This is a genomic window from Methylobacterium sp. 275MFSha3.1 (assembly GCF_900108435.1).
In the GTDB taxonomy this organism is placed as follows: Bacteria; Pseudomonadota; Alphaproteobacteria; order Rhizobiales; family Beijerinckiaceae; genus Methylobacterium.
On sequence record NZ_FNWP01000012.1, the window covers coordinates 83,160 to 106,804 of the forward strand.

Annotated in this window: 21 protein-coding genes; 9 read left to right on the forward strand and 12 right to left on the reverse strand. The window is 71.4% G+C overall.

The genetic code is table 11. From position 1 onward, the window contains the following. Nucleotides 1–2 precede the first annotated feature (2 nt). Nucleotides 3–713 (reverse strand): response regulator transcription factor, encoded by a 711-nt coding sequence (locus tag BLW78_RS15965; protein ID WP_020094607.1) that lies wholly within the window; start codon nt 711–713, stop codon nt 3–5. Between the two features lie 312 nt (nt 714–1,025). Here BLW78_RS15965 and BLW78_RS15970 point away from each other — a divergent pair, with 312 nt between their 5' ends. The 3 genes from BLW78_RS15970 to lepA all read left to right on the forward strand — a co-directional run bounded on the left by BLW78_RS15970 (nt 1,026) and on the right by lepA (nt 4,102). Continuing rightward, on the forward strand, nt 1,026–1,811 hold the full coding sequence (locus BLW78_RS15970) for a HugZ family pyridoxamine 5'-phosphate oxidase (RefSeq protein ID WP_091680758.1): 786 nt from the start codon (nt 1,026–1,028) through the stop codon (nt 1,809–1,811). A gap of 61 nt (nt 1,812–1,872) precedes the next feature. Continuing rightward, the gene (locus BLW78_RS15975; protein ID WP_010682254.1) at nt 1,873–2,073 is read left to right on the forward strand and encodes a hypothetical protein; all 201 of its coding nucleotides are present in this window, start codon (nt 1,873–1,875) and stop codon (nt 2,071–2,073) included. 226 nt (nt 2,074–2,299) lie between these two features. After that, nucleotides 2,300–4,102 carry a translation elongation factor 4 gene (lepA, locus tag BLW78_RS15980; protein WP_042669970.1) on the forward strand — a complete coding sequence of 601 codons (1,803 nt, stop codon included), beginning with the start codon at nt 2,300–2,302 and terminating at the stop codon, nt 4,100–4,102. 107 nt (nt 4,103–4,209) lie between these two features. Here lepA and BLW78_RS15985 read toward each other — a convergent pair whose 3' ends face one another. From BLW78_RS15985 to BLW78_RS15995, 3 genes are all read right to left on the reverse strand, one after another. Then, on the reverse strand, nt 4,210–4,527 hold the full coding sequence (locus tag BLW78_RS15985) for a c-type cytochrome (protein WP_091680759.1): 318 nt from the start codon (nt 4,525–4,527) through the stop codon (nt 4,210–4,212). A 150-nt stretch (nt 4,528–4,677) separates the two neighbouring features. Beyond that, a complete protein-coding gene (locus BLW78_RS15990; RefSeq protein ID WP_091680761.1) occupies nt 4,678–5,961 on the reverse strand; it encodes a PQQ-dependent sugar dehydrogenase in 1,284 nt (427 codons plus the stop codon). 268 nt (nt 5,962–6,229) lie between these two features. Continuing rightward, nucleotides 6,230–7,732, reverse strand: a complete 1,503-nt coding sequence (locus tag BLW78_RS15995; RefSeq protein WP_020094612.1) for an NAD(P)/FAD-dependent oxidoreductase — start codon at nt 7,730–7,732, stop codon at nt 6,230–6,232. 208 nt (nt 7,733–7,940) lie between these two features. Here BLW78_RS15995 and BLW78_RS16000 point away from each other — a divergent pair, with 208 nt between their 5' ends. Next, nucleotides 7,941–9,725, forward strand: coding sequence for a hypothetical protein (locus tag BLW78_RS16000; protein ID WP_091680763.1), 1,785 nt, complete (start codon nt 7,941–7,943; stop codon nt 9,723–9,725). 3 nt (nt 9,726–9,728) lie between these two features. On the opposite strand, the gene glp is transcribed toward BLW78_RS16000, so the two are convergent. The 7 genes from glp to BLW78_RS16035 form a co-directional block, all read right to left on the reverse strand. After that, nucleotides 9,729–10,958, reverse strand: coding sequence for a molybdopterin molybdotransferase MoeA (gene glp / locus BLW78_RS16005; RefSeq protein WP_091680765.1), 1,230 nt, complete (start codon nt 10,956–10,958; stop codon nt 9,729–9,731). Continuing rightward, nucleotides 10,955–11,446, reverse strand: a complete 492-nt coding sequence (gene moaC / locus BLW78_RS16010) for a cyclic pyranopterin monophosphate synthase MoaC (RefSeq protein ID WP_020094615.1) — start codon at nt 11,444–11,446, stop codon at nt 10,955–10,957. The genes glp and moaC overlap by 4 nt, the downstream gene beginning before the upstream one ends. Nucleotides 11,447–11,449: 3 nt before the next feature. Further along, nucleotides 11,450–12,337, reverse strand: a complete 888-nt coding sequence (gene trpC / locus BLW78_RS16015; RefSeq protein ID WP_091680767.1) for an indole-3-glycerol phosphate synthase TrpC — start codon at nt 12,335–12,337, stop codon at nt 11,450–11,452. Next, the gene (gene trpD, locus BLW78_RS16020; protein WP_091680769.1) at nt 12,334–13,371 is read right to left on the reverse strand and encodes an anthranilate phosphoribosyltransferase; all 1,038 of its coding nucleotides are present in this window, start codon (nt 13,369–13,371) and stop codon (nt 12,334–12,336) included. Before trpD ends, trpC begins: the two co-directional genes overlap by 4 nt. Before the next feature lie 34 nt (nt 13,372–13,405). Further along, nucleotides 13,406–14,020, reverse strand: coding sequence for an anthranilate synthase component II (locus BLW78_RS16025; protein WP_091680888.1), 615 nt, complete (start codon nt 14,018–14,020; stop codon nt 13,406–13,408). Between the two features lie 106 nt (nt 14,021–14,126). Continuing rightward, nucleotides 14,127–15,647, reverse strand: coding sequence for an anthranilate synthase component I (gene trpE, locus BLW78_RS16030; protein WP_091680770.1), 1,521 nt, complete (start codon nt 15,645–15,647; stop codon nt 14,127–14,129). 3 nt (nt 15,648–15,650) lie between these two features. After that, nucleotides 15,651–17,552, reverse strand: a complete 1,902-nt coding sequence (locus BLW78_RS16035) for a peptidylprolyl isomerase (protein WP_091680772.1) — start codon at nt 17,550–17,552, stop codon at nt 15,651–15,653. A gap of 186 nt (nt 17,553–17,738) precedes the next feature. Here BLW78_RS16035 and tpiA point away from each other — a divergent pair, with 186 nt between their 5' ends. Beyond that, the gene (gene tpiA / locus BLW78_RS16040; RefSeq protein WP_020094621.1) at nt 17,739–18,500 is read left to right on the forward strand and encodes a triose-phosphate isomerase; all 762 of its coding nucleotides are present in this window, start codon (nt 17,739–17,741) and stop codon (nt 18,498–18,500) included. Between the two features lie 55 nt (nt 18,501–18,555). On the opposite strand, the gene BLW78_RS16045 is transcribed toward tpiA, so the two are convergent. After that, nucleotides 18,556–19,014 carry a nuclear transport factor 2 family protein gene (locus BLW78_RS16045; protein ID WP_091680774.1) on the reverse strand — a complete coding sequence of 153 codons (459 nt, stop codon included), beginning with the start codon at nt 19,012–19,014 and terminating at the stop codon, nt 18,556–18,558. Nucleotides 19,015–19,319: 305 nt separating this feature from the next. On the opposite strand from BLW78_RS16045, the gene secG reads away from it, so the two are divergent. From secG to BLW78_RS16065, 4 genes are all read left to right on the forward strand, one after another. Then, nucleotides 19,320–19,754, forward strand: a complete 435-nt coding sequence (secG, locus tag BLW78_RS16050; protein WP_042672232.1) for a preprotein translocase subunit SecG — start codon at nt 19,320–19,322, stop codon at nt 19,752–19,754. Nucleotides 19,755–19,910: 156 nt separating this feature from the next. After that, complete coding sequence (locus BLW78_RS16055; RefSeq protein ID WP_020094624.1) at nt 19,911–21,539, forward strand: CTP synthase; 1,629 nt, start codon at nt 19,911–19,913, stop codon at nt 21,537–21,539. Between the two features lie 58 nt (nt 21,540–21,597). Continuing rightward, nucleotides 21,598–22,050, forward strand: a complete 453-nt coding sequence (locus tag BLW78_RS16060) for a DNA polymerase III subunit chi (RefSeq protein WP_091680775.1) — start codon at nt 21,598–21,600, stop codon at nt 22,048–22,050. Then, nucleotides 22,050–23,642, forward strand: coding sequence for a S10 family peptidase (locus tag BLW78_RS16065; protein ID WP_091680777.1), 1,593 nt, complete (start codon nt 22,050–22,052; stop codon nt 23,640–23,642). Before BLW78_RS16060 ends, BLW78_RS16065 begins: the two co-directional genes overlap by 1 nt. The last annotated feature ends 3 nt before the right edge of the window (nt 23,643–23,645 follow it).

Consider the following 23,645-nt stretch of genomic DNA (forward strand, 5'->3'; position numbering starts at 1 on the left):
GATCACGCCTCCTTGAAGCGGTAGCCGACGCCGTAGAGCGTCTCGATCATGTCGAAGCTCTGGTCGGTGACCTTGAACTTCTTCCGCAACCGCTTGATGTGGCTGTCGATGGTCCGGTCATCGACGTAGACTTGGTCGTCGTAGGCCGCGTCCATGAGCGCGTTGCGGCTCTTCACGACGCCGGGGCGCTGGGCGAGCGCCTGGAGGATCAGGAACTCCGTGACCGTCAGCGTCACCGGCTCGCCCTTCCACGTGCAGGTGTGCCGCTCGGGATCCATCATCAGCGCGCCGCGCTCGAGCGACCGGGCCGCGACCTCGGCCTCGCCGCGGGGCGTGCTGCCGGGGGCTTCCTTGGCGAAGCGCCGGAGCACCGCTTTCACCCGCTCCACCAGCAGGCGCTGCGAGAACGGCTTATGGATGAAGTCGTCCGCGCCCATCTTGAGGCCGAACAGCTCGTCGATCTCCTCGTCCTTCGACGTCAGAAAGATCACGGGAAGGTCAGATTTCTGCCGCAGGCGTCGGAGAAGCTCCATCCCGTCCATGCGCGGCATCTTGATGTCGAAGATCGCGAGATCGGGCGGGGAGTGGCGCAGACCGTCCAGCGCGGAGGCCCCGTCCGTGTAGGTCTGGATGCGGTAGCCTTCGGTCTCCAGCGCGATCGACACAGAGGTGAGGATGTTCCGGTCGTCGTCGACGAGGGCGATGGTCGGCATGCGCGGTCCCTGACTGAACGGGCTCAGGCGCGGTCCCGGCTCTTCGCACAGGCCGCGCCACGTCCCGGCCCCGAGGGGCAGACAAAAACGCGAACCGGGCAGTTTGGGCGCAGCCCGGCACACGCAAAGGGACAGGTGCTTTAGTACGGCCGATCGGAAAAAGCGAGCGGCGGTCATAGCTTGGCCGTAACACGGGAGCGCACCGGTCCTTCCGCGGCCCATCTGACGCGGTCGCGGTGCCTCGCGCCGCCGACGCTGCGCCGCTAACGTGGCGGCGAAACCGGGCGGCTGTCCGGAGGGGAGGAATCGCGCATGGGCGAGACGATCGACACGGGTCCCGGCGCGGGCGGACCGGCCCGTCCGCTGCCGGCCGAGGCGGCGCCGTTCGACGCGATCGGCCTGGCGCGCACGCTCCTGCGCAGCGTCCGGTCCGGGGCGCTCGCGACCCTGGAGCCGGACGGCACGCCCTTCGCCTCCCTCGTCACCATCGCCACCGACGCGGACGGCACGCCGCTGATGCTGTTGTCGCGGCTGTCGGCCCACACCCGCAACCTGCTGGCCGACCCGCGCTGCTCGCTGCTGTTCTCGCAGGGCGGCAAGGGCGATCCCCTCGCCCATCCCCGCCTGACGGTGGTCGGACGCGCTCTGCAGACCGCCGAGGCGCGGGCCCGGGAGCGGTTCCTGGCCCGGCACCCGAAGGCCAAGCTCTACGCCGATTTCCCGGATTTCGGCTTCTTCGCCCTGGCGCCGGAGGCCGGCCACCTCAATGGCGGCTTCGCCAAGGCCGCGACCCTGACCCGCGACCAGCTCCTCCTCGACCTCTCGGACGCGCAGGCGATCGTGGCGGGCGAGCGCGGCGCCGTCGAGCACATGAACGCCGACCACGCCGACGCCCTGGCGCTCTACGCCGCCGGCGCCGGCGGCGCGGCCGACCTGCCCTGGCGACTCACCGGCCTCGACCCCGAGGGCATGGACCTGATGGCGGCCGACCGCACGGTGCGCGTCCCCTATCCGGAGCGCGTCACCGACATGGGTGCGCTGCGCAAAAGCCTCGTTGCCATGGCCGCGCGGGCGCGCGCGACCGGTGCGGACGCGTAAACGCGCAAGGACTTGGCGATCAGGCATGGCGAAAGGTCGCTGACCGCCCCATATCGGCCCCATGAGCGATACCCAGACAGATACCTACCCCTTCAGCCTCGACGTGGAGCCGGTCGGCGAGAGCGGCTCCCTGTTCCAGTGGAGCATCCGCAAGCACGGCAAGCTGCACCAGCGCTCGGACCGGAAGCATCCGACCGAGGCCAAGGCGCGCTCCCACGGCGAGGCCGAGATCGAGCGACTGATCCGCGACCGCGGTCGCTGAGCCGGATCGCTCCTCGGCGCCAGACACGATCGTGACCCGGGGGCCGGCTCGTTCCGGCCCCCGTTCGCTTGCGTGCGATCACCGACCGGGCCCGCTCTGCCTTCCCGGCGCTCAGGCCGCGCTTGGCGCCTTCCCGCCGCGCTGCTATCTCGCGCGGGAGCCGCTCCATCCGAACACGTCCCGACGTCAGACGGTGCGCGCCGGCGCGCGCCCGAACGGAATGCCGATGACAGCCCCGATCGACACCATCCGCAACTTCTCGATCGTCGCGCATATCGACCACGGCAAATCGACCTTGGCCGACCGGCTGATCCAGGCCACCGGCACGGTCGCGCTCCGCGACATGAGCGAGCAGATGCTCGACTCGATGGACATCGAGAAGGAGCGCGGCATCACCATCAAGGCGCAGACCGTGCGCCTGGAGTACAAGGCCCAGGACGGCAAGGACTACGTCCTGAACCTGATGGACACGCCCGGCCACGTGGACTTCGCCTACGAGGTCTCGCGCTCGCTCGCCGCCTGCGAGGGCTCGCTCCTGGTGGTCGACGCCTCGCAGGGCGTCGAGGCGCAGACGCTCGCCAACGTCTACCAAGCGCTCGACGCCAACCACGAGATCGTCCCGGTCCTCAACAAGGTCGACCTGCCCGCCGCCGAGCCGGACCGGGTCAAGGAGCAGATCGAGGAGGTGATCGGCCTCGACGCCTCCGACGCCGTGCCGATCTCGGCCAAGACCGGCCTCAACATCGAGGCGGTGCTGGAGGCGATCGTCACCCGCCTGCCGCCGCCGAAGGGCAGGAGCGACGCGCCCCTGAAGGCGCTGCTCGTGGACAGCTGGTACGACGCCTATCTCGGCGTCGTCGTGCTGGTGCGGATCATCGACGGCACCCTCAAGAAGGGCATGACCATCCGCATGATGGGCGCCGACGCCGTCTACGGCGTCGACCGGATCGGCGTGTTCCGGCCGAAGATGGCCGACATCGACGCGCTGGGCCCGGGCGAGGTCGGCTTCTTCACCGGCTCGATCAAGGAGGTGGCTGACACCCGCGTCGGCGACACGATCACCGAGGACAAGCGCCAGACCACCGAGATGCTGCCGGGCTTCAAGGAGGTCCAGGCGGTGGTGTTCTGCGGCCTGTTCCCGGTGGACGCGGCCGAGTTCGAGAACCTGCGCTCCGCCATGGGCAAGCTCCGGCTCAACGACGCCTCGTTCTCCTACGAGATGGAGACGTCGGCGGCGCTGGGCTTCGGGTTCCGCTGCGGCTTCCTCGGGCTCCTGCACCTGGAGATCATCCAGGAGCGGCTGGAGCGCGAGTTCAACCTCGACCTGATCTCCACGGCGCCCTCGGTGGTCTACCACCTGAAGATGCGCGACGGCGAGACCAAGGAGCTCCACAACCCGGCCGACATGCCGGACATCATGAAGATCGAGACGATCGAGGAGCCGTGGATCCGCGCCACGATCCTGACGCCCGACGAGTATCTCGGTGGCGTGCTGAAGCTCTGCCAGGACCGCCGCGGCGTGCAGATCGACCTCAACTACGTCGGCAAGCGCGCCATGGTGGTCTACGACCTGCCGCTGAACGAGGTCGTGTTCGACTTCTACGACCGGCTGAAGTCGATCTCGAAGGGCTACGCCTCGTTCGACTACCACGTGTCGGATTACCGCGAGGGCGACCTCGTGAAGATGTCGATCCTGGTGAATGCCGAGCCGGTGGACGCCCTCTCGATGCTGGTCCACCGCACCCGCGCCGAGTCGCGCGGCCGGGCCATGTGCGAGAAGCTGAAGGACCTGATCCCCCGCCACCTGTTCCAGATCCCCGTCCAGGCGGCGATCGGCGGCAAGATCATCGCCCGCGAGACCATCCGGGCGCTGTCGAAGGACGTCACCGCCAAGTGCTACGGCGGCGACATCTCGCGCAAGCGCAAGCTTCTCGACAAGCAGAAGGAAGGCAAGAAGAAGATGCGCCAGTTCGGGCGCGTCGAGATCCCCCAGGAGGCGTTCATCGCCGCCCTGAAGATGGACGATTGATCCACCGCGTCATTGCGAGCGGAGCGAAGCAAACCAGGGTCGCGCGACATCGGTGAGCGTTGCGCAACTGGGTTGCTTCGCTCCGCTCGCAATGACGGCGGTGCCGCTTACCCCGGCGGCAGCACGTCGATCTGGATGCCCGCGTAGTACGCCGCCAGATTGGCGATGTCGGCGTCCGACAGTTCCTTCGCCACGACGTTCATGATCTCGTTCTGCCGCTTGCCGTCGCGGTACTCGGTGAGCGCCTTCACGAGGTAGGGCTCGACCTGCCCGGCGAGGTTCGGCGCCTCCGGCAGCTTCGAGAGCCCGTCCATGCCGTGGCAGGTCTGGCAGGCGGTCGCGCGCTTCTTGCCTGCGGCCGCGTCGCCGGCCTGCGCCGAGAGCGGGACGAGGGTGGCGGCGAGGACGAGAAGCGGGCGGATCATCGGGCGGGCTCGAACTCTGAGATCAGTGAAGACTTGCCCGCTCGCGTCGGAACGGGAGGCGCGCGCCCTCTCCTGCACGTCAGAGAGGGCGCGTTGCGGCTTTCCGCGACCTGGCGCCTCACGAGCGGAGAGGCGCCAGGTGACAAGAGACTACTTCTCGTAGGAGATCCGGTAGATCGCCCCGGCGGAATCGTCCGAGACCAGCAGCGAGCCGTCGAGCATCACCGCGACGTCCACCGGGCGGCCGAGATACTCGCCGTCGCCGGTGAGCCACCCTTCCGCGAACGGCTTGACCGACTCGACCTTGCCGTCGGCCCCGAGCTTGGCGAACATCACCCGGGCGCCCACCGGCTCAGTGCGGTTCCACGAGCCGTGCTCGGCGATGAAGATCCCGCCCTTGTAGGCGGCCGGGAACTGCTTGCCGTTGTAGAAGGTCATGCCGAGATCGGCCGCGTGCGGCGGCAGCTCGGCCTGCGGGGCGACGGCGTCGGCCGGCGGGGCCTGGTCCTTGTACTCGACCGTGCGGACCGAGCCGCCACCGAACCACGGGAAGCCGAAATTCTCGCCCGCCTTGGTGGAGCGGTTCAGTTCGCCCGGCGGCTTGTCGTCGCCCATGCCGTCGACCTGGTTGTCGGTGAACCACAGCGACTTGTCGGTATTGAAATCCATCCCGACCGAGTTGCGGATGCCGGTCGCGTAGACCTCGCGGTTCTTGCCGTCGGCGTCGATGCGGATGATGCCGCCGATGCCGGTCTTCTTGTAGAGGTCCGCCTTCTCGGCGGGCGGCACGTTGTAGGGCTGGCCGAGCGCGATGTAGGTCTTGCCGTCCGGCCCGACCCGGCAGACGCGGGCCGTGTGGTTGAAGCTCTCCTCGGAGGCCGGGATCAGCTGTCCCTGCTTGACCAGCACGCCGGCGGCGACGTCCGGGTTCTCGTAGAAGAACTCGGCGGCCGGGAAGGCCAGGACGCGGTTCTGCTCGACCACGGTGAGCACGCCGTCCTTCGAGAAGCAGACGCCGTTCGGGATCTTGAACGTGATGCCCGGCGCGAAGGGGCGGACCTCGTCGGCGACCCGGTCCTTGTCGCGGTCGGTGACCGTGTAGATCTTGCTCTTGCGCGTGCCGACGAACAGCACCCCGGCATTGGGACCGACCGCGATGGCGCGGGCATCCGGCACCACCGCGTACAGGTCGATCTTGAAGCCGTCCGGCAGCTTGACCTTCGACAGGTTCTTGCGGATCGCGTCGGCGCGGCGGCCGGTCTGCGGGATCTCGGCGGCGGCCTGGGTGTCCGTGCTGTGGAAGCCCTCGAGCTTCTCGAGGTCGTCGGTCTTGGCCTTGGTCTCGGCAGGGGCCGCACCCTGCGCCAGGGCGGGGAGCACCGCCGCCGGCATGGCCACGCCCGCGAAGAGCGCGGCGAGAAGCAGAGATCGCATCGATAGAATCCTCCCGGCGGCCCTTGGACCAGGGCATTACCGGGAAGGAACGATAGGGGCGCCGCAGAGACCGGCAAGCCGCGCCGGTGACGCGGCAGGAGCCCTGTCGCTGTCCGCGGGGTTTCCGGCCGTCACCTCAGGGGGTCGCACACTCCGTCATCGCGAGCGAAGCGAAGCGACCCAGGGCAGCGCGACTTCGAGGCACTCCGCGCCGCCATGGGTCGCTCCGCGCCGCTCAGAAGGACGGACAGGCCGACCGGAACCGGCCTCAGGCGACCTTGCGCGGCACGAGGCGCTCGCTGCCCAGGGCGACGTCGGCCCCCGACACACCGGACTCGGTGTACTCGGCGTCCTCGTTCACCCGCCAGACGTCGTGCCGGCGCCGGCCGCAGAGGATGTTCTCCACGGTCAGCATCGCGGTCATCATCGCGTGGTCCTGATTGTTGTACTTGTGCATGCCGTTGCGGCCCACGAGGTGCAGGCTCGGGAAATCCCGCTCCAGCTCCCGCCGCACGGTGACGACGTGGCCGGCATACTCCTCGTCATAGACCGGGTAGGCCTTCGGCTGGCGGACCACGCAGGCATCGACGACGTCGGCCGGGTCGATCAGGCCGATCTGACCGATCTCGCGCTTGGCGAGCTCCACCAGCTCCGAATCGTCGGCGTTCCAGAGGCCGTCGCCCTCGAAGCAGAAATACTCCAGGCCCAGGCAGGTGTGGTCCGCGTCCGGCACCATCTCGGGCGACCAGGAGCGGAAATTCTGCACCCGGCCGACCTTCACCGACGGGTCGTGGATGTAGATCCAGTTGTCCGGGAAGTTCTTGTCCGACTTGGCGATGAGCGCCACCGTCAGGAAGTCGCGGTACTTCAGCGCCCGGGCGTTGAAAGTGCTGAGCGGCCGCGGGCGGATGGCGTCGACGAGCTCGCGGACCGGCGCGGACGAGACGACGTTGCGGGCCGTGAAGGTCTCGCGGCTGCCGTCCGAGCGGCGGGCCGCCACCGTCCAGATGCCGGTGCCGGCATCGTAGCTGAGGGAGTCGACGCCGCGGTCGAGCTTCAGCTGCCCGCCCTGGGCGCGGATCTTGGCGGCTGCCGCCTCCCACATCATGCCGGGGCCGCGGCGGGGATAGCGGAACGACTCGATCAGAGTCTTGATGACCGGACCGCCGGCCTTCGGCGCCTTGCGCAGGCCCAGCGACCGCTTGATGCCGTCGCGGATCGCCGCGCCGAGGTCGAGCCCCTTGATGCGCTGCGCCGCCCAGTCGGCCGAGATCGCGTCGCACGACATGCCCCACACTTTCTCGGTGTAGGTCTTGAAGAAGATCGAGAACAGGCGCTCGCCGAACTGGTTGCGGACCCAGGCGTGGAAGGTCTTGGGCTCCGCCACCGGCCGCAGGCGGGCGTAGAGGTAGGAGGCGACGCAGGCCGCGCTGGTGAGGATCCCGAGGTTGCGCAGAGCCTCGAAGGCCTTCAGCGGGTAGGCGTAGTAGCGCCCGCGATAGTAGATCCGCGACAGGCGCGGGCGCTCGATGAAGTCGTCGGGCAGGATCTCGTCCCAGAGATCGACCACGGCCTGGGATTTCGAGAAGAACCGGTGGCCGCCGATGTCGAACAGGTAGCCGTTGTGCGAGACGGTGCGCGAGATCCCGCCGACCTGGGCCGGATCCCGCTCCAGGACGGTGACGGAGCGGCCCTTCTTCGACAGCAGGTAGGCGGCAGTCAGACCCGCGGGCCCGGCGCCGATCACCAGCGTCTCGGTGTGGTGGCTCATCCCATGCTCCGGCGATTGGTGCGGCGCGCGACGCGCAGGACGCCGACCGGTCGCCAGGATGCCCGGTCGTGGTTAAGGAATCGCTGGCGCCGCGGGGCCGGATCGACGGCCGGGCCGCGCATCCGGTGCCCTTTGACCGCGCGTTAAGCGGAACCGCGCGAGCATGCCGGCGAGGGCATCGACCGCCCGCCCGGGTGATCCACCAACCATGCCGGCTCCGGCGCTACCCCTCTCCCGACCGCGCGGGCGGATCGAGGCCCGCACGCTGCTGTGGATCCTCGCCGCCCTCTGCATCGCGACGATGAACGCGCCCCACGCGGTTTGGGAAACCGTCCAGCACCTGCGCGTCCCGGATACCGACGACGCGATGCGCCTCGTGGAAGTGCGCGACCTGCTGGCCGGCCAGGGCTGGTACGACAACGTCCAGTACCGATTCCTGCCCCCGGGCGGCGTGCCGAGCCACTGGTCGCGCCTCGTCGACGCGCCCATCGCCGGCCTGATCCTGGCGCTCACGCCCCTGACGGGACCCGCGCTCGCCGAGGGCCTGACGGCGGCACTCTGGCCCGTGCTGCTCTTCGGGGTTTACGGCTGGCTCCTGTATCGCGGGGTCCGGCACAGCTTCGGCAGCCGTGCCGCGCTCCTGGCCCTGATCGCGGCCACGCAGACCTTCGGTGTGACGATCCAGTTCCAGGCGGGGCGGGTGGACCACCACAATCTGCAGATTCTCTCGATCCTCGGTCTCGCCTTCTGCATGATCCGCGGCGGCCTGCGACCCGGCCTGATCGGCGGGATCCTGGCGGCCGTGTCGCTGGCGATCGGGCTCGAGGGCCTGCCCTTCGTCGCGCTGGCGGCCCTCTTCCTCACGGGCGACTGGTGCCTGCGCGGACGGCCCGCGCTGGCGTCGCTCGCGGGCTTCGGCCTGGGTCTCGGCCTCGCCGCCCCCGCGCTGTTCGCCGTCCAGACAGCCCCCTCGCTCTGGGGTGTCTCCCACTGCGACGCGCTCTCGCCACCCTGGCTCTGGCTCACCCTGGGCGGCCTCGCCCTCGCCGCGATCGCCGCCGCCGCGGGCGAGCGCCTCGCGACGGTCCCGGCGCGCCTCGCCCTCGCAGGCTTCCTAGGAAGCGTCCTGCTCGTCGGGTTCGCCGCCGCCTTCCCGTCCTGCCTCGGCGGCCCGTTCCCCGACATGCCGCCGCTGGTGCGGATCCACTGGCTGCTCACGGTCAACGAGATGGCGCCGCTCGCGAAGTTCGTGGCCCGCGGCCAGTGGGAGGCGCTGGTCTTCTACCCGGTCGTGATCCTCGCGAGCCTCACGGCCGCCGGGATGGCGTGGCGCGGCCCCGAACGCCGGGCCTGGTCGGTGGTCGCGCTGTTCCTGTGGCCCGGGCTGATCCTCGGCGTCGCGCAGTTCCGAGGCCTCTACATCGTCTCCGGCTTCGTGCCGCTGGTGGCGGGCGTGGTCCTCGACCGCGCGCTGGCACGGGCAGCCCTGCCGGCCGGGGCGCGGCGCTGGCCCGTCGCGCTCCTCGCCGCCGCGATGGTCAGCAGCCTCTGGATGATCCCGGCGCTCCTGGCGGAGACCCTCGCGCCCGGCCTGCGCACCGCGCCCGACGCGGCCGAGACCACTGCCTGCCTCGGCGATGCCGCGGTCCGCCCCTTGGCGCACCTGCCGGAAGGCACCGTGCTCGCCCCGATCTTCATGGGGCCGTCGATCCTCCTCCGCACCCCGCACAGCATCGTCGCCGCGCCCTATCACCGGGCCATTCCCGGCCTCAAAGCGGCGATCGAGGGGCTGGGCGGCACCGAGGCCGACCTCGACCGGGTGCTGACGGCGTTCGACGTCCGCTACCTCGTCGCCTGCCCGGCCCGGCCGGCCGAGAACCTTCAGGCGGAGACGGCGTTCGCCACGCGGCTCGCCGCAGGCGCGGCCGGGAGCGCGCGCCTCGTGCCGCTGGACGTGCCCGGTCCCCTCAAGGTCTGGCGCGTCGCGCCCTGACGATCAGAGCAGGCGCCGATCGAGGCGGATGATCCGGCAGGGATCGCCGGCGCGCGCGGCCGGCGCGTGCGGGGCGCGGATCAGCAGGGCTTCGGACCGTCCGAGGACGGCGAGCATCGACGAGTCCTGACGCCGCTCGGCGGTCGCGACCGGTAGACGGTCGGGCTCGAAGGCGAGGCTCGCCCGCAAGTAGTCGGCCCGGCCGTCATTCTCCGGCATGTCGCGGCCGAGCGTCGCCGGCTCGCTCCGGTCGGCACCGGCCCGCGGATCACCCTGGAGCGCGCGGATGGCGGGCACCACGAACAGGAGCCCGCACACGATGGACGAGACCGGGTTGCCCGGCAGCCCGATGACCAGCATGTCGCCGAGGCGGCCGTGCATCAGCGGCTTGCCCGGCCGGAGGGCGACCCGCCAGAAGCCGAGCTCCAACCCCTCCTTGGCGAGCGCGGCCTGAACCAGATCGTGGTCGCCGACGGAGGCGCCGCCGAGGGTGATCAGCAGGTCGGCCCGCGCCGCGCGGGCGCGGCGGAACGCGTCCGCCAGGGCGTCGTGGTCGTCCCCCGCGATGCCGAGATCGACGATGTCGGCGCCCGCCTCCGCGGCGAGGGCACCGAGCGCGAGGCTGTTGGAGGCGACGATCTGGTCCCAGCCGGGCGCCGCGCCCGCCTCCACCAGCTCGTCACCGGTGGCGAGGATCGCGACGCGCGGCCGGCGGCGGACCGTGAGGCGCGGATGGCCGGCCGCCGCGGCGAGCGCCAGCCGCCGCGCGTCCAGGCTCATGCCGGCCGGGAGCAGGGTCTCGCCGGCGGTGAAGTCGAGGCCGGCCCGGCGGATGAATCGCGCCGGCTCCACGGGCTCCAGGACGCGCACCGCGCCCGCCTCGGCGGCGGCGTTCTCCTGGATCAGGATCGCGTCCGCGCCCTCCGGCACCGGAGCCCCGGTGAAGATCCGGACCGCCTCGCCCGGGCCGATGCGGCCGGAGAAGCCGTGACCGGCCGCGCTGGCGCCGATCAGCCGCAGGATCGCCCCGACCTCCCCGGCGTCGGCGCCGCGCACGGCGTAGCCGTCCATGGCGGAGGCCGGGAACGGCGGCTGGGTTCGTGAGGCGACGACGTCCGCGGCGAGCGTCCGGCCGCAGGCCTGCGCCAGCGGGACGGTCTCCGGCTCGACCGGCGCGGCGACGCTCGCGAGCACCCGCGCCAGCGCCTCGGCGACCGGGATCAGGCCGCTCATTCCGCCGGGGCCCGGTAGGTGCCCGAGCGGCCCCCGTCCTTGGCGGTCAGCCGGATCCCCTCGATCCGCATGCCGCGATCGACCGCCTTCACCATGTCGTAGACCGTCAGGCAGGCCACCGAAACGGCGGTCAGCGCCTCCATCTCGACGCCGGTCGGGCCCTGGACCCGGACCTCGGCGGCGATGCGCAGGCCCGGGAGCGCGTCGTCGGGCTCGCACTCGACCCGCACCTTCGACAGCAGCAGCGGGTGACAGAGCGGGATCAGCTCGTGGGTGCGCTTGGCCGCCATGATGCCGGCGAGCCGGGCCGTGCCGATCACGTCGCCCTTCTTGGCGTCGCCCTCGCGGATCAGGGCCAGGGTCTCCGGCTTCATCACGATCTGGCCTTCCGCCCGGGCGGTCCGGTCGGTGGCGGGCTTGTCGGTGACGTCGACCATGTTGGCCGCGCCGCTGGTGTCGAGATGGGTCAGCGTCGAGCCCGGCCGCATGCCTTACGCCTTCTTCCGCGGCTTGCCGCCCTTGGCCTCCGCGGCGCCGAACAGCAGGGCGCGGGCCGCCTCCGCGACGTCCGGCTGCCGCATCAGGCTCTCGCCGACCAGCACCACGCCGAGGCCGTTGTCGCGCAGCCGGACCACGTCGGCGTGGTCGCCGATCCCGCTCTCGGCCACGGCGATCCGGTCCGCCGGGATCCCCGGCGCCAGCCGGATCGCGGTCTCGAACGAGACCTCGAAGGTCTTGAGGTTGCGGTTGTTGATGCCGATCAGCGCCGTGCCGAGGGGGATGGCCCGCGCCAGCTCGGCCTCGTCGTGCACCTCGACCAGGACGTCCATCCCGAGGAGGTGTGCCGTCTCGACCAGGGCGACGGCCTCGTCGTCGTCGAGGCAGGCCATGATGACCAGGATGCAGTCGGCGCCCCAGGCCCGGGCCTCGTAAACTTGATAGGGCTCGAACAGGAAATCCTTGCGCAGGACGGGCAACGCGCAGGCGGCGCGCGCCGCCGTCAGGTACTCCGGCCGCCCCTGGAACGAGGGCTCGTCGGTCAGCACCGACAGGCAAGTGGCGCCGCCGGCCTCGTAGGCGGCGGCGAGGCTTGCCGGGTCGAAATCGGCGCGGATCAGGCCCTTCGAGGGCGAGGCCTTCTTCACCTCGGCGATGAGCGCCGGGCGGTCCGCGGCGAGGTGGCTCCGGATCGCCGCCGCGAAGCCGCGCACCGGCTCCGCCTGCGCGACCTTCCGCTCCAGCTTGGCGAGCGGCACGCGCAGCTTCGCCTCGGCGATCTCGCGGCGCTTGTAGGCCTCGATGCGGGCGAGGACGTTCGGCCGCTCGGTCGGCGTCCCGGTGCCGGTCTCCGGGGTCGCCTCGTGCGTCAGCGAGCTCATCGGCCCTCCTGCCCGTTGGAGTGGTCGTTCGAGGCCCGGACGAGGCGGGCGAGCGTCGCCCGGGCGGCCCCGGAATCGACGGCATCCTGCGCCTGCGCGACGCCGTCCGCCAGGGCCTGCGCGGCCCCCGCGACCACGAGCGCCGCCCCCGCGTTGAGGACCGCGATGTCCCGGTAGGCGTTCCGCGCACCCGCCAGGACGGCCTCCAGGGACCGCGCGTTGTCGGCCGGGTCGCCGCCGCGCAGCTCCTCGGGCGCGCGCAGCGCCAGACCGAGGTCGCGCGGGTCGATGGTGAAGTGGGACAGCCGCCCCTCGTCGAGGGCGACAACCCGCGTCGGGCCCGTGACGGTGATCTCGTCGAGCCCGTCGGACCCGTGGACGGTCCAGACCCGGCGGCTGCCGAGCTCGGCCAGGACCCGCGTCAGCGGCTCCGCGAGGGCCTCCTGGGCGACGCCGAAGAGCTGGTAGCCGACGCCGGCCGGGTTGCTCAGCGGCCCCAGCAGGTTGAAGATCGTCCGCACGGGCAGTTCGGACCGGACCGCCGCCACGTGGCGCATGGCCGGGTGGTGGGCCTGCGCGAACAGGAAGCAGAGTCCGGCCTCGTCGAGGCAGCGGGCCTGCGCGTCGGGGTCGAGCCCGAGCCGCACGCCCAGGGCCGCGAGCACGTCGGCGGCGCCGGAGCGCGAGGTCGCCGCCCGGTTCCCGTGCTTGGCCACCGGCACGCCGCAGGCGGCCACGACGATCGCCGCCAGAGTGGAGACGTTGACGCTGCCGGAATGGTCGCCGCCGGTGCCGACGACGTCGACGGCGTTCGCGGGCGCGGCGACGCGGGTCATGCGCGCCCGCATGGCCTCGGCTGCTCCGACGATCTCCTCGACGGTCTCGCCGCGCACCTTGAGGGCGGTCAGGAAGGCGCCGGCCTGGACCGGCGTGACCTCGCCCGACAGCAGGTCGTCGAAGGCGGCGCGGGCCTCGGCGCGGTCGAGGGCGAGGCCCCCGGCGACCTTCGCGAGATGGGGTCTGAAGCTGTCCATGGGTTCTTACGGAGGGCCGCCCCGGCCCCCGGCGTCAATGCACGTCGGCACGCGTCCTGTCACGCGCCGTGTTCCAGGCGGCGGCGAGATCGAGGAAGTTCTTCACGATCTCCGTGCCGTGCTGCGACCGGATGCTCTCGGGATGGAACTGGACGCCGTGGAGCGGCCGGTCGGCGTGCTCCAGGCCCATGATCAGGCCGTCGGCCTCGGCGGTGACCCTCAGGGCCGTCGGACAGGTCGCGCGGTCGACCACCAGGGAGTGGTAGCGCGTCGCCTCGAAACTGTCGTTCAGGCCGCGGAACAGGCCGCGCGCGCCGTGCCGGATGGTCGAAACCTTGCCGTGGAGCGGTAGCGGCGCGCGCACGACGTCGCCGCCGAAGGCCTGGCCGATCGCCTGGAGGCCGAGGCACACGCCGAAGATCGGGATCTCGTCGGACAGGTCGCGGACCACGTCGAGGCAGATCCCCGCCTCCGTGGGCGTGCACGGCCCCGGCGACAGCACGATCGCGTCGGGCGCCTTGGCGCGGATGTCGGCGATCGTGAGCGCGTCGTTGCGCGCGACCTCGACCGCGCCGCAGAGCGGCCCGATCAGGTGCACGAGATTCCACGTGAAGGAATCGTAGTTGTCGATGACGAGGACGTTGGGCATCGCGGCGGCACGCTCGGGCATGCAGGCGATGTGACCGCTCGCACCCGCGCGGTCAACCGTCGGCGTCGGACGGCGGCGCAGCCGCGCGTCCGCCCTACGGCCCGCGCTACTGCCCGCGCTTCGCCTGCGCGGCGAAGCGCACCGCCTCCTCGGCGGCCCGGAACAGCGCCTTGGCCTTGTTGACGCATTCCTGCTGCTCGGAGGCGGGATCGGAATCGTAGACGATCCCGGCCCCGGCCTGGACGTGCATGGTCCCGTCCTTCACCACCGCGGTGCGTAGGACGATGCAGGTGTCCATCTCGCCCCGCGCGCCGAAATAGCCGATGCAGCCCGCGTACGGCCCGCGCTTCTCGCGCTCCAGCTCGTCGATGATCTCCATGGCCCGCACCTTCGGGGCGCCCGAAACCGTGCCGGCCGGGAATCCCGCAGCCAGGGCGTCCAGGGGATCGTGGCGCGGGTCGAGGTCGCCCTCGACGTTCGACACGATGTGCATGACCTGGCTGTAGCGCTCGATGAAGAACGAGTCGGTCACGCGGACGCTGCCGATCCGCGAGACCCGGCCGGCGTCGTTGCGGCCGAGGTCGAGCAGCATCAGGTGCTCGGCCCGCTCCTTCGGGTCGGCGAGCAGCTCGTCGGCGAGGGCGGAATCCTCGGCCGGGGTCGCGCCGCGGCGACGCGTGCCCGCGATCGGGCGGACCGTGACCACGCCGTCGCGCACCCGCACCAGGATCTCCGGCGAGGAGCAGACGATCTGGAAGCCCTCGAAATCGAGGTAGCACAGGAACGGCGCCGGGTTGGTCCGCCGGAGCGAGCGGTACAGGCTGAAGGCCGGCAGCGTGAACGGCGCCGAGAACCGCTGGGACAGCACCACCTGGAAGACGTCGCCCGCGACGATGTACTCCTTGGCGCGCGCCACCATGGCGAAGAAATCGTCCGGCGGCGTGTTCGAGACCGGCTCGGGCGGGGCGACCGCCGACAGGTCCACTCGCGCCTCGATCGGCAGCGGGCCCTCGAGGGCGGCGGCGACCCGGTCGACGCGCTGCAGCGCGTCCTCGTAGGCGGCCCGGGCCGCGGTGCCAGGAGCGGGCCGGATCGGCGAGACGACCGTGATGACGTCGCGGATCGAATCGAACACCACCATCACCCGGGGGCGCACCAGGATCGCGTCCGGCACGCCCAGCGGATCCGGGTTCGGCTCCGGCAGCCGCTCCATGGCGCGGACCATGTCGTAGCCGAGATAGCCGAACAGGCCGGCGGCCATCGGCGGCAGGTCCTGGCCGTCCGACTCGCCGATGGCGCTCTCGGCGATCAGGGCCCGCAGGCTCGCCAGCGGCGCCCGCGAATCCGGCTCGAACCGCGTGAGATCGGCCCCGCGCGCGATCGCGGGCGCGCCCGCCCGGCAGCGCCAGATCAGGTCCGGATCGAGGCCGATCATCGAGTACCGGCCGCGGACGGCGCCGCCCTCGACCGATTCGAGCAGGAAGGCCGGCCCGGCATGGCCGGCGCGCAGCTTGAGGAACGCCGCCACCGGCGTCTCGAGATCGGCGACGAGGCTCACCGCCACGAGGCTCGGCTGCCCGGCCTCGTAGCGCGCCGCGAAGGCCGCGTAATCGGGCGCGTCGGCCATGCCTCAGTACTCGCCGCCGATGGCGCGCCGCAGGGCGGCCGGATCGACCTTCACGCCGGCGTTCTTCTGGACCTCGCTGATGTACTCGGACAGCACGTCGTCGGCGAGCGCCGCCTGGAAGCTCTGCGTGATCTGCTTGTCGCTCGGGCTGTCGGCCACGAAGGCCGGCACCGTCGCCGCCGTGACCTTGAAGACCGCCCGCGAATCGCCGGCAGCCGCCGTGCCGGCCTTGCCCACCGGGGTCGCGAAGATCAGGTTCACGACGTCGGCCGTGAGCATGTCCTTGGCCTGGTTGCGGGCGAGATCCTGCGCCTCCTGCAGGTTGACGCCGACCTCCTGGGCGGCGGCCTCCATGGTCTCGCCCTTGTTGATCTTCTCGACGAGCTCGCGGCCCTTGGCCTGGAGACGCTTGGCGATCTCGGTCGCGGTCCAGCCGGCCTTCACGCCGTCCTTGACCTCGTCGAGGGGCTTGTCGTGGGCGGCGTCGATCCCGGTGACGTCGTACCAGACGTAGCCGCCGGTCTTGGTCCGCAGGGGCTCGTTGTCGCCGCCGATCTCGGCGCGGAACAGGGCCGGCAGGGTGGTCTCGGGGTCCGGGATGTCGGTGATCCGCTGCCCGTCCGGTCCCTTGCCGTTCACGTCCACCGCCTTCACGGCGACGACCTTGAGGCCGCGCTCGGCCGCGATGTCGGCCAGCGGCTTGGCGCCGGCCCGCTGGTCCTCGATCGCGTCGCGGGTGGTCTCCATGGCGTCGCGGGCGCGGGCCAGGGCGAGGGCCTTGCGGATCTCGCCGTCCACCGCCTCGAACGGCTTCACCGTCCCGGCCTCGATCTTGGTCACGCGCAGCAGCACGGTGCCGAACCGGCCCTGGACCGGCTGGCTCACGCCGCCCTCGGGCAGCGCGAAGGCGGCGTCGGCGACGGCTTTGTCGAACAGCTCGCTCTTGGTCAGCGTGCCGAGGGTCAGGTCCTTCTCGTCGGTGCCGCGCTCGGCCGCCACTGCGTCGAAGGTCTTGGAGCCGTCCGTGATCGCCTTGCGGGCCGCCTCGGCGGCGGCCGCGTCGGGGAACACGATCTGCTGGATCGTGCGCTTCTCGGGCGTGCCGTAGCGGTCCTTGTTCAGCGCGTAGGCGGCGCGGGCGTCGGCCTCGGTGATCGCGTCGGGCTTCGCCATCGCTTCGGGCTCGACCACGAGGAGGTTGGCCGCCCGGAACTCCGGCGCCCGGAAGCCGGACTTGTTGGCCTCGTACCAGGTCTTCAACTCGTCGTCCGTCGGCTCGGGGATCTGGCCGGCCACCGAGGGCGTCAGCATCAGGTAGGCGGCCGCGCGGCGCTCGGTGGTGTAGCGATGGACGGCCTCCCGCATGGCGAGCGGCACGTGCAGGTCCGACGACACCGCCTCGGCCAGCTGGAGGCGGGCGATCACCGAGCGCTGCTCGCGCACGAACAGACCCTCGTTGAGGCCGGCGCGCTGCAGGGTCTGGTAGAAGAGCTGCGGCTCGAACTGACCCTGCTGGTTCTGGAAGCTCTTCTCCTCGTGGATCGCCTTGATCACCGAGGAATCCGGCACCGTGAGGCCGAGATCGTGGGTCTTCTGATCGAGGGCGGCCTCGGTGATCAGCTGGGACATCACCTGCCGGTCCAGGCCGAGCATCCGCGCCTGGTCGGGCGTCAGCGGACGCTTCAGCTGGGTCTGATAGCGCTGCAGCTGGTTCTGGTAGGCTTGGCGCACCTGCTCGGCCGTGATCGGCGTGCTGCCGACCGTGGCCACCTTGTTGCTCGCGCCGCCGCGGAAGAACTCCTCCACCCCGAAGATGCCGACACCGGCGATCAGCAGCGTGAAGATGATCGTCAAGACGATCTTGCCGAGCCAGTGCTGGCTGGCGTTGCGGATGCCCTGAAGCATGGTCTGTGATCGAGTACCTTCGGCAGCCGCCCCGTCACCGGGCCGGCGCTGTCCCTGAGAGCCGACCGCGATAGACCATTCGCGTCCACAGGCAAAGGCTCGGGCGGTCCCGGCCGTTTGCACGCTCAAGCTCGCTCTGGTAGGCCCCGGCGACTTCGAGAAAGCCGCGGCGGAGCGAGGGCAGGAATGACGCAGTCTGGGCGCAAGCCGCTTGTCGCCGGCAACTGGAAGATGAACGGGACCCGGGCATCCATCCAGGTTGTCGAGGCGATTCGCGACGGGCTCTCGCCGGACCTCGCGTCGCGCATCGACGTGCTGATCTGCCCGCCTGCGACGCTGATCGGATCCTGCGTGGCGGCGGCGGCCGGATCGCCGATCGCGATCGGCGGCCAGAACCTGCACGCCCGGCCGAGCGGCGCCTTCACGGGCTCGATCTCGGCCGAGATGCTCGCCGATCTCGGCGCCAAGTACGTGATCGTCGGCCATTCCGAGCGCCGGGCCTACCATCACGAGACCGACGACGGGGTCCACGCCAAGGCGCTGGGCGCCCGCCGCGCCGGCCTGTGCGGCATCGTCTGCGTCGGCGAGACCATCGAGGAGCGCGAGCAGGGCCGCGCCCTCGACATCGTCCGCGCCCAGCTCGCCATCGGCCTGCCGAAGGGCGCGACGGCGGCCGACACGGTGATCGCCTACGAGCCGGTCTGGGCGATCGGCTCCGGGCGGACGCCGACGCCGCGCGACATCGCCGAGGTCCACGCCTCCCTGCGGGAGATGCTCGACAAGCTCGTCGGCGACGAGGCGCAGAAGATCCGCATCCTCTACGGCGGCTCGGTGAAGCCCGGGAACGCCAAGGAACTCCTGTCGGTGGACAACGTCGACGGCGCGCTCGTGGGCGGCGCGAGCCTTGTGGCCGAGGACTTCCTAGGGATCTGCGCCGCCTACGCCTGAGCGCGGGCCCGCGAAGCCTGGCTGGGCGCGGCGCGACAGACGCGCCGCGCGACCGTCAGATCTTGAAGGCCTGCCGGGCGAGCAGCCGCCAGCGGCCGCCGTCGCTGTGCCAGACCTGCATCACGCCGATATGGACCGGCGACGTCTTGCCGCCCGAGACCACCTCGCCGGTGAAGAAGTGGCGCGCGATGGCGTCGTCGCCGACCACCGAGGCGGAGCGGTCCGACAGGGTGATGCTCGGGAAGGTCGAGCGCTTGCTGGTCAGCGTCTCGATGAAGGCCGCCTTGTCCTGCACCTGACCGCTGGAATGGCCGTAGCTCAGCCCGTCGAGGGTCAGGGCGTCGAGGGCCGGACCGTCGGCGGCAAGGAGAGCCTTGGTGAGGGCGTCGACCGCCAGCTCGACCGTGGCGCCCCGGGCGGAGGGATCGGTTCCGGCCGCGGAGCCGAAGCCCGGGCGGATCAGGACGGGTGCGGCGATGGCGGCGGCGAGCGCCGCACGGCGTGACACGGACATGGCTTGCCTCCCGGACCGGGCGGCGCGTTCGGTCGGCCGCCCTGCCCCGGCAGAGAGCACGGTGCGCCGACGAAGGCGAGGGTCGGAGCGGACAGTCGGCCGCGCGCGTCAGGTTGGCGGCGGGCGACCGGTGGTGTATGCCGTCGCCGAATTCCGGCCGGTCCGCCCGAAGCGTCCCCCGAAGCCCCCGCCGCACGCCCGTGCGTCGGGGCGGTTCGTGGACGATCGCGGGCCCCGGCCCTCGTGCGTTCGTCTTCCGGTGCCCGCTGCCGGCGCGCGGCGCTGAAGAAGATCCCGGAACACCGATGCAGACCGTCCTGATCGTCGTCCACCTCATCATCGTGCTCGCGCTGATCGGCGTCGTGCTGCTCCAGCGCTCCGAGGGCGGACTCGGGCTCGGCGGCGGTGGCGGCGGTGGCGGCGTCGGCGGGTTCATGACCGGCCGCGGCCAAGCCAACGCCCTGACGCGGGCCACCGCGATCCTGGCGGCCCTGTTCTTCGCCACCAGCCTGACCCTCGCGATCCTGTCGCACCGCTCGGCGGCGCCGAAGTCGATCCTCGACACCGGCGCGCCGCAGACCTCCGGCCAGCCGGCCAAGCAGCCGACCGGTGCCGACAACCTGCTCGACACGCTGCGCCAGCAGCAGGACCGGGCGCCCGCGAACGCCCCGGCCCAGCCGGCTCCCGCGCAGCCGGCCCCCGCCCAGCCGGCGGTTCCGGACGCGCCGCAGTCGCGCTGACGGCGCGCGCCGCGAGCGGCGCAGCGTCCGACCCTTGTCCCGACGGACCGGCGCTCGGCCGGTCCACGCCATGCGTTCCGCGATCCCCAGCCCATGCGCGGGCCGGGGCCCGCTTCGTTTGGCAAATGCCAGCAGCTTCTTTATGGACCGAGGCCCATGACGCGGTACGTTTTCATCACCGGCGGCGTGGTCTCCTCCCTCGGCAAGGGCCTCGCCTCGGCGGCCCTGGCGGCGGTCCTCCAGGCCCGCGGCTACCGGGTCCGGATGCGCAAGCTCGACCCCTACCTGAACGTCGATCCGGGCACGATGAGCCCGACGCAGCACGGCGAGGTGTTCGTCACCGACGACGGTGCCGAGACCGACCTCGACCTCGGGCATTACGAGCGCTTCACCGGCGTTCCGGCGAGCCGGGCCGACAACATCACGACGGGCCGGATCTACCAGGACATCATCGCCAAGGAGCGCCGCGGCGACTACCTCGGCGCCACGATCCAGGTGATCCCGCACGTCACCAACGCGATCAAGGACTTCGTCCTCGACGGCAACGACAGCTTCGACTTCGTGCTGGTGGAGATCGGCGGCACGGTCGGCGACATCGAGGGCCTGCCGTTCTTCGAGGCGATCCGGCAGCTCGGGCAGGAGCTGCCGCGGGGCACCTGCTGCTACGTCCACCTGACGCTGCTGCCCTACATCCCGTCCGCCGGCGAGCTGAAGACCAAGCCGACCCAGCACTCCGTGAAGGAGCTGCGCTCGATCGGCATCCAGCCCGACATCCTGCTCTGCCGCTGCGACCGGCCGATCCCGATGGACGAGCGGCGCAAGCTCGCGCTGTTCTGCAACGTCCGCCAGACCGCGGTCATCGAGGCCCTCGACGTGGCCTCGATCTACGAGGTGCCGCTCTCCTATCGGACCGCGGGCCTCGACCGGGAGGTGCTCGGCCATTTCGGCCTGGAGCACGGCGAGGAGCCGGATCTCGGCCGCTGGCAGACCATCGCCGAGCGCGTGCGCAATCCCGAGGGCGAGGTCTCGATCGCCATCGTGGGTAAGTACACGGGGCTCAAGGACGCCTACAAGTCGCTGACCGAGGCGCTGACCCACGGGGGCATCAGCCACCGGGTGAAGGTCAATCTCGAGTGGATCGAGGCCGAGGTGTTCGAGCGCGAGGATCCGGCGCCCTTCCTCGAGGGTCTCAACGGGATCCTCGTGCCGGGCGGCTTCGGCCAGCGCGGGGCCGAGGGCAAGATCCGCGCGGCCCGCTACGCCCGCGAGAAGCGCATCCCCTATCTCGGCATCTGCTTCGGCATGCAGATGGCGGTGATCGAGGCGGCCCGCTCGCTGGCCGGGATGCCGGAGGCCAACTCCACGGAGTTCGGCGACACCGCCGAGCCGGTGGTCGGCCTGCTCACCGAGTGGCTGCGCGGCAACGAGCTGGAGCGGCGCGCGGCGGCCGGCGATCTCGGCGGCACGATGCGGCTCGGCGCCTACGAGGCGAAGCTCGACCCCGAGTCCAAGATCGCCCAGATCTACGGGTCCGATCAGATCTCGGAGCGCCACCGCCACCGCTACGAGGTCAACATGGCCTATCGCGAGCGGCTGGAGGCCAAGGGCCTGCGCTTCTCGGGCGTGTCCCCCGACGGCCTGTTGCCCGAGACGGTGGAGCATGTCGGGCACCCGTGGTTCATCGGCGTGCAGTTCCACCCGGAGCTGAAGTCGCGTCCGTTCGAGCCGCACCCGCTGTTCAAGGGCTTCGTCGGCGCCGCGATCGAGCAGAGCCGCCTGGTCTGAGGCCGCGGCGGCGCGCCGCTGCTCGCGCGGCGGCCCGCGGCCCTATATCCTCGGTGCCGTGACCGAGATCCTCTTCTACCATATGCAGCGGCAGCCCCTGGAGAAGGTGCTGCCGAACCTCGTCGAGCGCTCGCTGGACCGCGGCTGGCAGGCCGCGATCCAGGCGGCGAGCGAGGAGCGCCTTCAGGCGCTCGACGACCACCTCTGGACCTATTCCGACGAGAGCTTCCTGCCGCACGGCACCGACCGCGAGCCCGACGCCGCGAGCCAGCCGGTGGTGCTCACGCTCCGGGACGTGAATCCCAACACCGCCTCGATCCGCTTCCTGGTGGAGGGCGCCGACCTGCCGCCCGACGCCGGGCGGTACGAGCGGATCTGCATCCTGTTCGACGGGACCGACCAGGACGCGCTGCTGCGCGCCCGCGAGCAGTGGAAGCAGGCCAAGGACGCCGGTCACGCGGTGGCCTACTGGCAGCAGGACGAGTCCGGACGCTGGAACAAGAAGGCTTGATGGTGGCCCCCCACGCACGTCTCGCGCGCGCCGCGCTCGCCCTCGCCCTGGCTCTGGCCGCGCCCCCGGTCACCCTCGCCCAGGACGCGCCGCACGGCCATCCCGCGGAGAGCAAACCGGCGCAGCGCGGACCGGAGGGGCGCCGCCTGCCGCCCGATTCGACGACCAAGCAGAGCGTGACGCTGCCGGACGGCCGGACCCTCGACTTCACCGCCACCGCCGGCAGCCTGCCCCTCGTCGACGAGGCGGGCAAGCTGCAGGCCGAGATCGCCTACGTCGCCTACACGATGGCGCCGCAGGCCGGCCGGGAGCGTCCAGTCACTTTCGCGGTCAATGGCGGCCCGGGCGCCGCCTCGGCCTATCTCAATATCGGAGCGATCGGGCCCTGGCGGCTGCCGGTCGGCGGCGACAGCATCAGCCCGTCGCAGCCGGTGACGCTGACGCCCAACGACGGGACGTGGCTCGGCTTTACCGACCTCGTCTTCCTCGATCCCGTGGGGACCGGGTACAGCCGGGCCGCGGACGGGAACGGCAAGGCCTACTGGTCGATCGATTCCGATGCCTCGACCCTGGCGGCGACCATCGCGCGCTACCTGCGCGTCAACGACCGCATGGCGAGCCCGAAATTCTTCGTCGGCGAGAGCTACGGCGGCTTCCGCGGCCCGCTGATCGCCGAGAAGCTCCAGGAGGAGATCGGCGTCGGCCTGTCCGGCATGGTGCTGCTCTCGCCGGTGCTCGATTTCGCGTGGCTGGAGACGCCGCGGGCCAATCCGTGGGGCTACGTGCTGAAGCTGCCCTCGCTGGCGGCCGGCGCCCTTGAGCGGGCCGGCACGGTGCCGACCTCCACCCTGCTCGGCGACGCGGAGGCCTATGCCTCGGGCCCGTACCTGAGCGACCTGCTCAAGGGGCCGAGCGACACGGCCGCCGTCGCCCGGATGACCGAGAAGGTCGCGCCCCTCGTCGGTCTCGACCCCGCCCTGGTGCGTGCCCAGGCGGCGCGCCTCTCGACCCGGAGCGTCCAGCGCGAGATCGACCGCGCCGAGGGGCGCGTGACCAGCGCCTACGACACCGGCATCACCGGCTGGGACCCGAACCCGGACGCCGCCCAGTCGAGCTTCGAGGATCCCCAGCTCACCGCCCTCCAGGCACCGCTGACGAGCGCGATGCTCGACCTCTACGCGCGGACGCTGAAATGGCCGGTGACCAACATGCGCTACGAGCTCCTGAACAACGCCGTCAATCGCGGCTGGAGCTGGGGCTCGGGCCGGCAGGCACCCGAGGTCCTGTCGAACCTGAAGGGCGATCTGGCGCTCGACGGGCACCTGCGCGTCCTCGTGGCGCACGGCTTCACCGACCTAGTGACGCCCTACTTCGCCTCGAAGCTCCTGCTGGCGCAGGTCCCGGCCTACGCCGCCGGCCGCCTGAGCCTCGCGGTCTATCCGGGCGGGCACATGTTCTACACGCGTCCGGATTCGCGCGCCGCCTTCCGGGCGGACGTGGAGCGGATGTACACGGACGCCCTGAAGGTGCGCGACGCCGGCTCGACCCGTCCGGCCGGAGCCCCCGCCGAGCATCTCCGGACGGCGCCGTAGCGC

What these genes read in the sequence shown, in the direction of transcription:
- BLW78_RS15965 (WP_020094607.1), bottom strand. Translation starts at nt 713, where the DNA reads ATGCCGACCATCGCCCTCGTCGACGACGACCGGAACATCCTCACCTCT.
- BLW78_RS15970 (WP_091680758.1), top strand. Translation starts at nt 1,026, where the DNA reads ATGGGCGAGACGATCGACACGGGTCCCGGCGCGGGCGGACCGGCCCGT.
- BLW78_RS15975 (WP_010682254.1), top strand. Translation starts at nt 1,873, where the DNA reads ATGAGCGATACCCAGACAGATACCTACCCCTTCAGCCTCGACGTGGAG.
- lepA (WP_042669970.1), top strand. Translation starts at nt 2,300, where the DNA reads ATGACAGCCCCGATCGACACCATCCGCAACTTCTCGATCGTCGCGCAT.
- BLW78_RS15985 (WP_091680759.1), bottom strand. Translation starts at nt 4,527, where the DNA reads ATGATCCGCCCGCTTCTCGTCCTCGCCGCCACCCTCGTCCCGCTCTCG.
- BLW78_RS15990 (WP_091680761.1), bottom strand. Translation starts at nt 5,961, where the DNA reads ATGCGATCTCTGCTTCTCGCCGCGCTCTTCGCGGGCGTGGCCATGCCG.
- BLW78_RS15995 (WP_020094612.1), bottom strand. Translation starts at nt 7,732, where the DNA reads ATGAGCCACCACACCGAGACGCTGGTGATCGGCGCCGGGCCCGCGGGT.
- BLW78_RS16000 (WP_091680763.1), top strand. Translation starts at nt 7,941, where the DNA reads ATGCCGGCTCCGGCGCTACCCCTCTCCCGACCGCGCGGGCGGATCGAG.
- glp (WP_091680765.1), bottom strand. Translation starts at nt 10,958, where the DNA reads ATGAGCGGCCTGATCCCGGTCGCCGAGGCGCTGGCGCGGGTGCTCGCG.
- moaC (WP_020094615.1), bottom strand. Translation starts at nt 11,446, where the DNA reads ATGCGGCCGGGCTCGACGCTGACCCATCTCGACACCAGCGGCGCGGCC.
- trpC (WP_091680767.1), bottom strand. Translation starts at nt 12,337, where the DNA reads ATGAGCTCGCTGACGCACGAGGCGACCCCGGAGACCGGCACCGGGACG.
- trpD (WP_091680769.1), bottom strand. Translation starts at nt 13,371, where the DNA reads ATGGACAGCTTCAGACCCCATCTCGCGAAGGTCGCCGGGGGCCTCGCC.
- BLW78_RS16025 (WP_091680888.1), bottom strand. Translation starts at nt 14,020, where the DNA reads ATGCCCAACGTCCTCGTCATCGACAACTACGATTCCTTCACGTGGAAT.
- trpE (WP_091680770.1), bottom strand. Translation starts at nt 15,647, where the DNA reads ATGGCCGACGCGCCCGATTACGCGGCCTTCGCGGCGCGCTACGAGGCC.
- BLW78_RS16035 (WP_091680772.1), bottom strand. Translation starts at nt 17,552, where the DNA reads ATGCTTCAGGGCATCCGCAACGCCAGCCAGCACTGGCTCGGCAAGATC.
- tpiA (WP_020094621.1), top strand. Translation starts at nt 17,739, where the DNA reads ATGACGCAGTCTGGGCGCAAGCCGCTTGTCGCCGGCAACTGGAAGATG.
- BLW78_RS16045 (WP_091680774.1), bottom strand. Translation starts at nt 19,014, where the DNA reads ATGTCCGTGTCACGCCGTGCGGCGCTCGCCGCCGCCATCGCCGCACCC.
- secG (WP_042672232.1), top strand. Translation starts at nt 19,320, where the DNA reads ATGCAGACCGTCCTGATCGTCGTCCACCTCATCATCGTGCTCGCGCTG.
- BLW78_RS16055 (WP_020094624.1), top strand. Translation starts at nt 19,911, where the DNA reads ATGACGCGGTACGTTTTCATCACCGGCGGCGTGGTCTCCTCCCTCGGC.
- BLW78_RS16065 (WP_091680777.1), top strand. Translation starts at nt 22,050, where the DNA reads ATGGTGGCCCCCCACGCACGTCTCGCGCGCGCCGCGCTCGCCCTCGCC.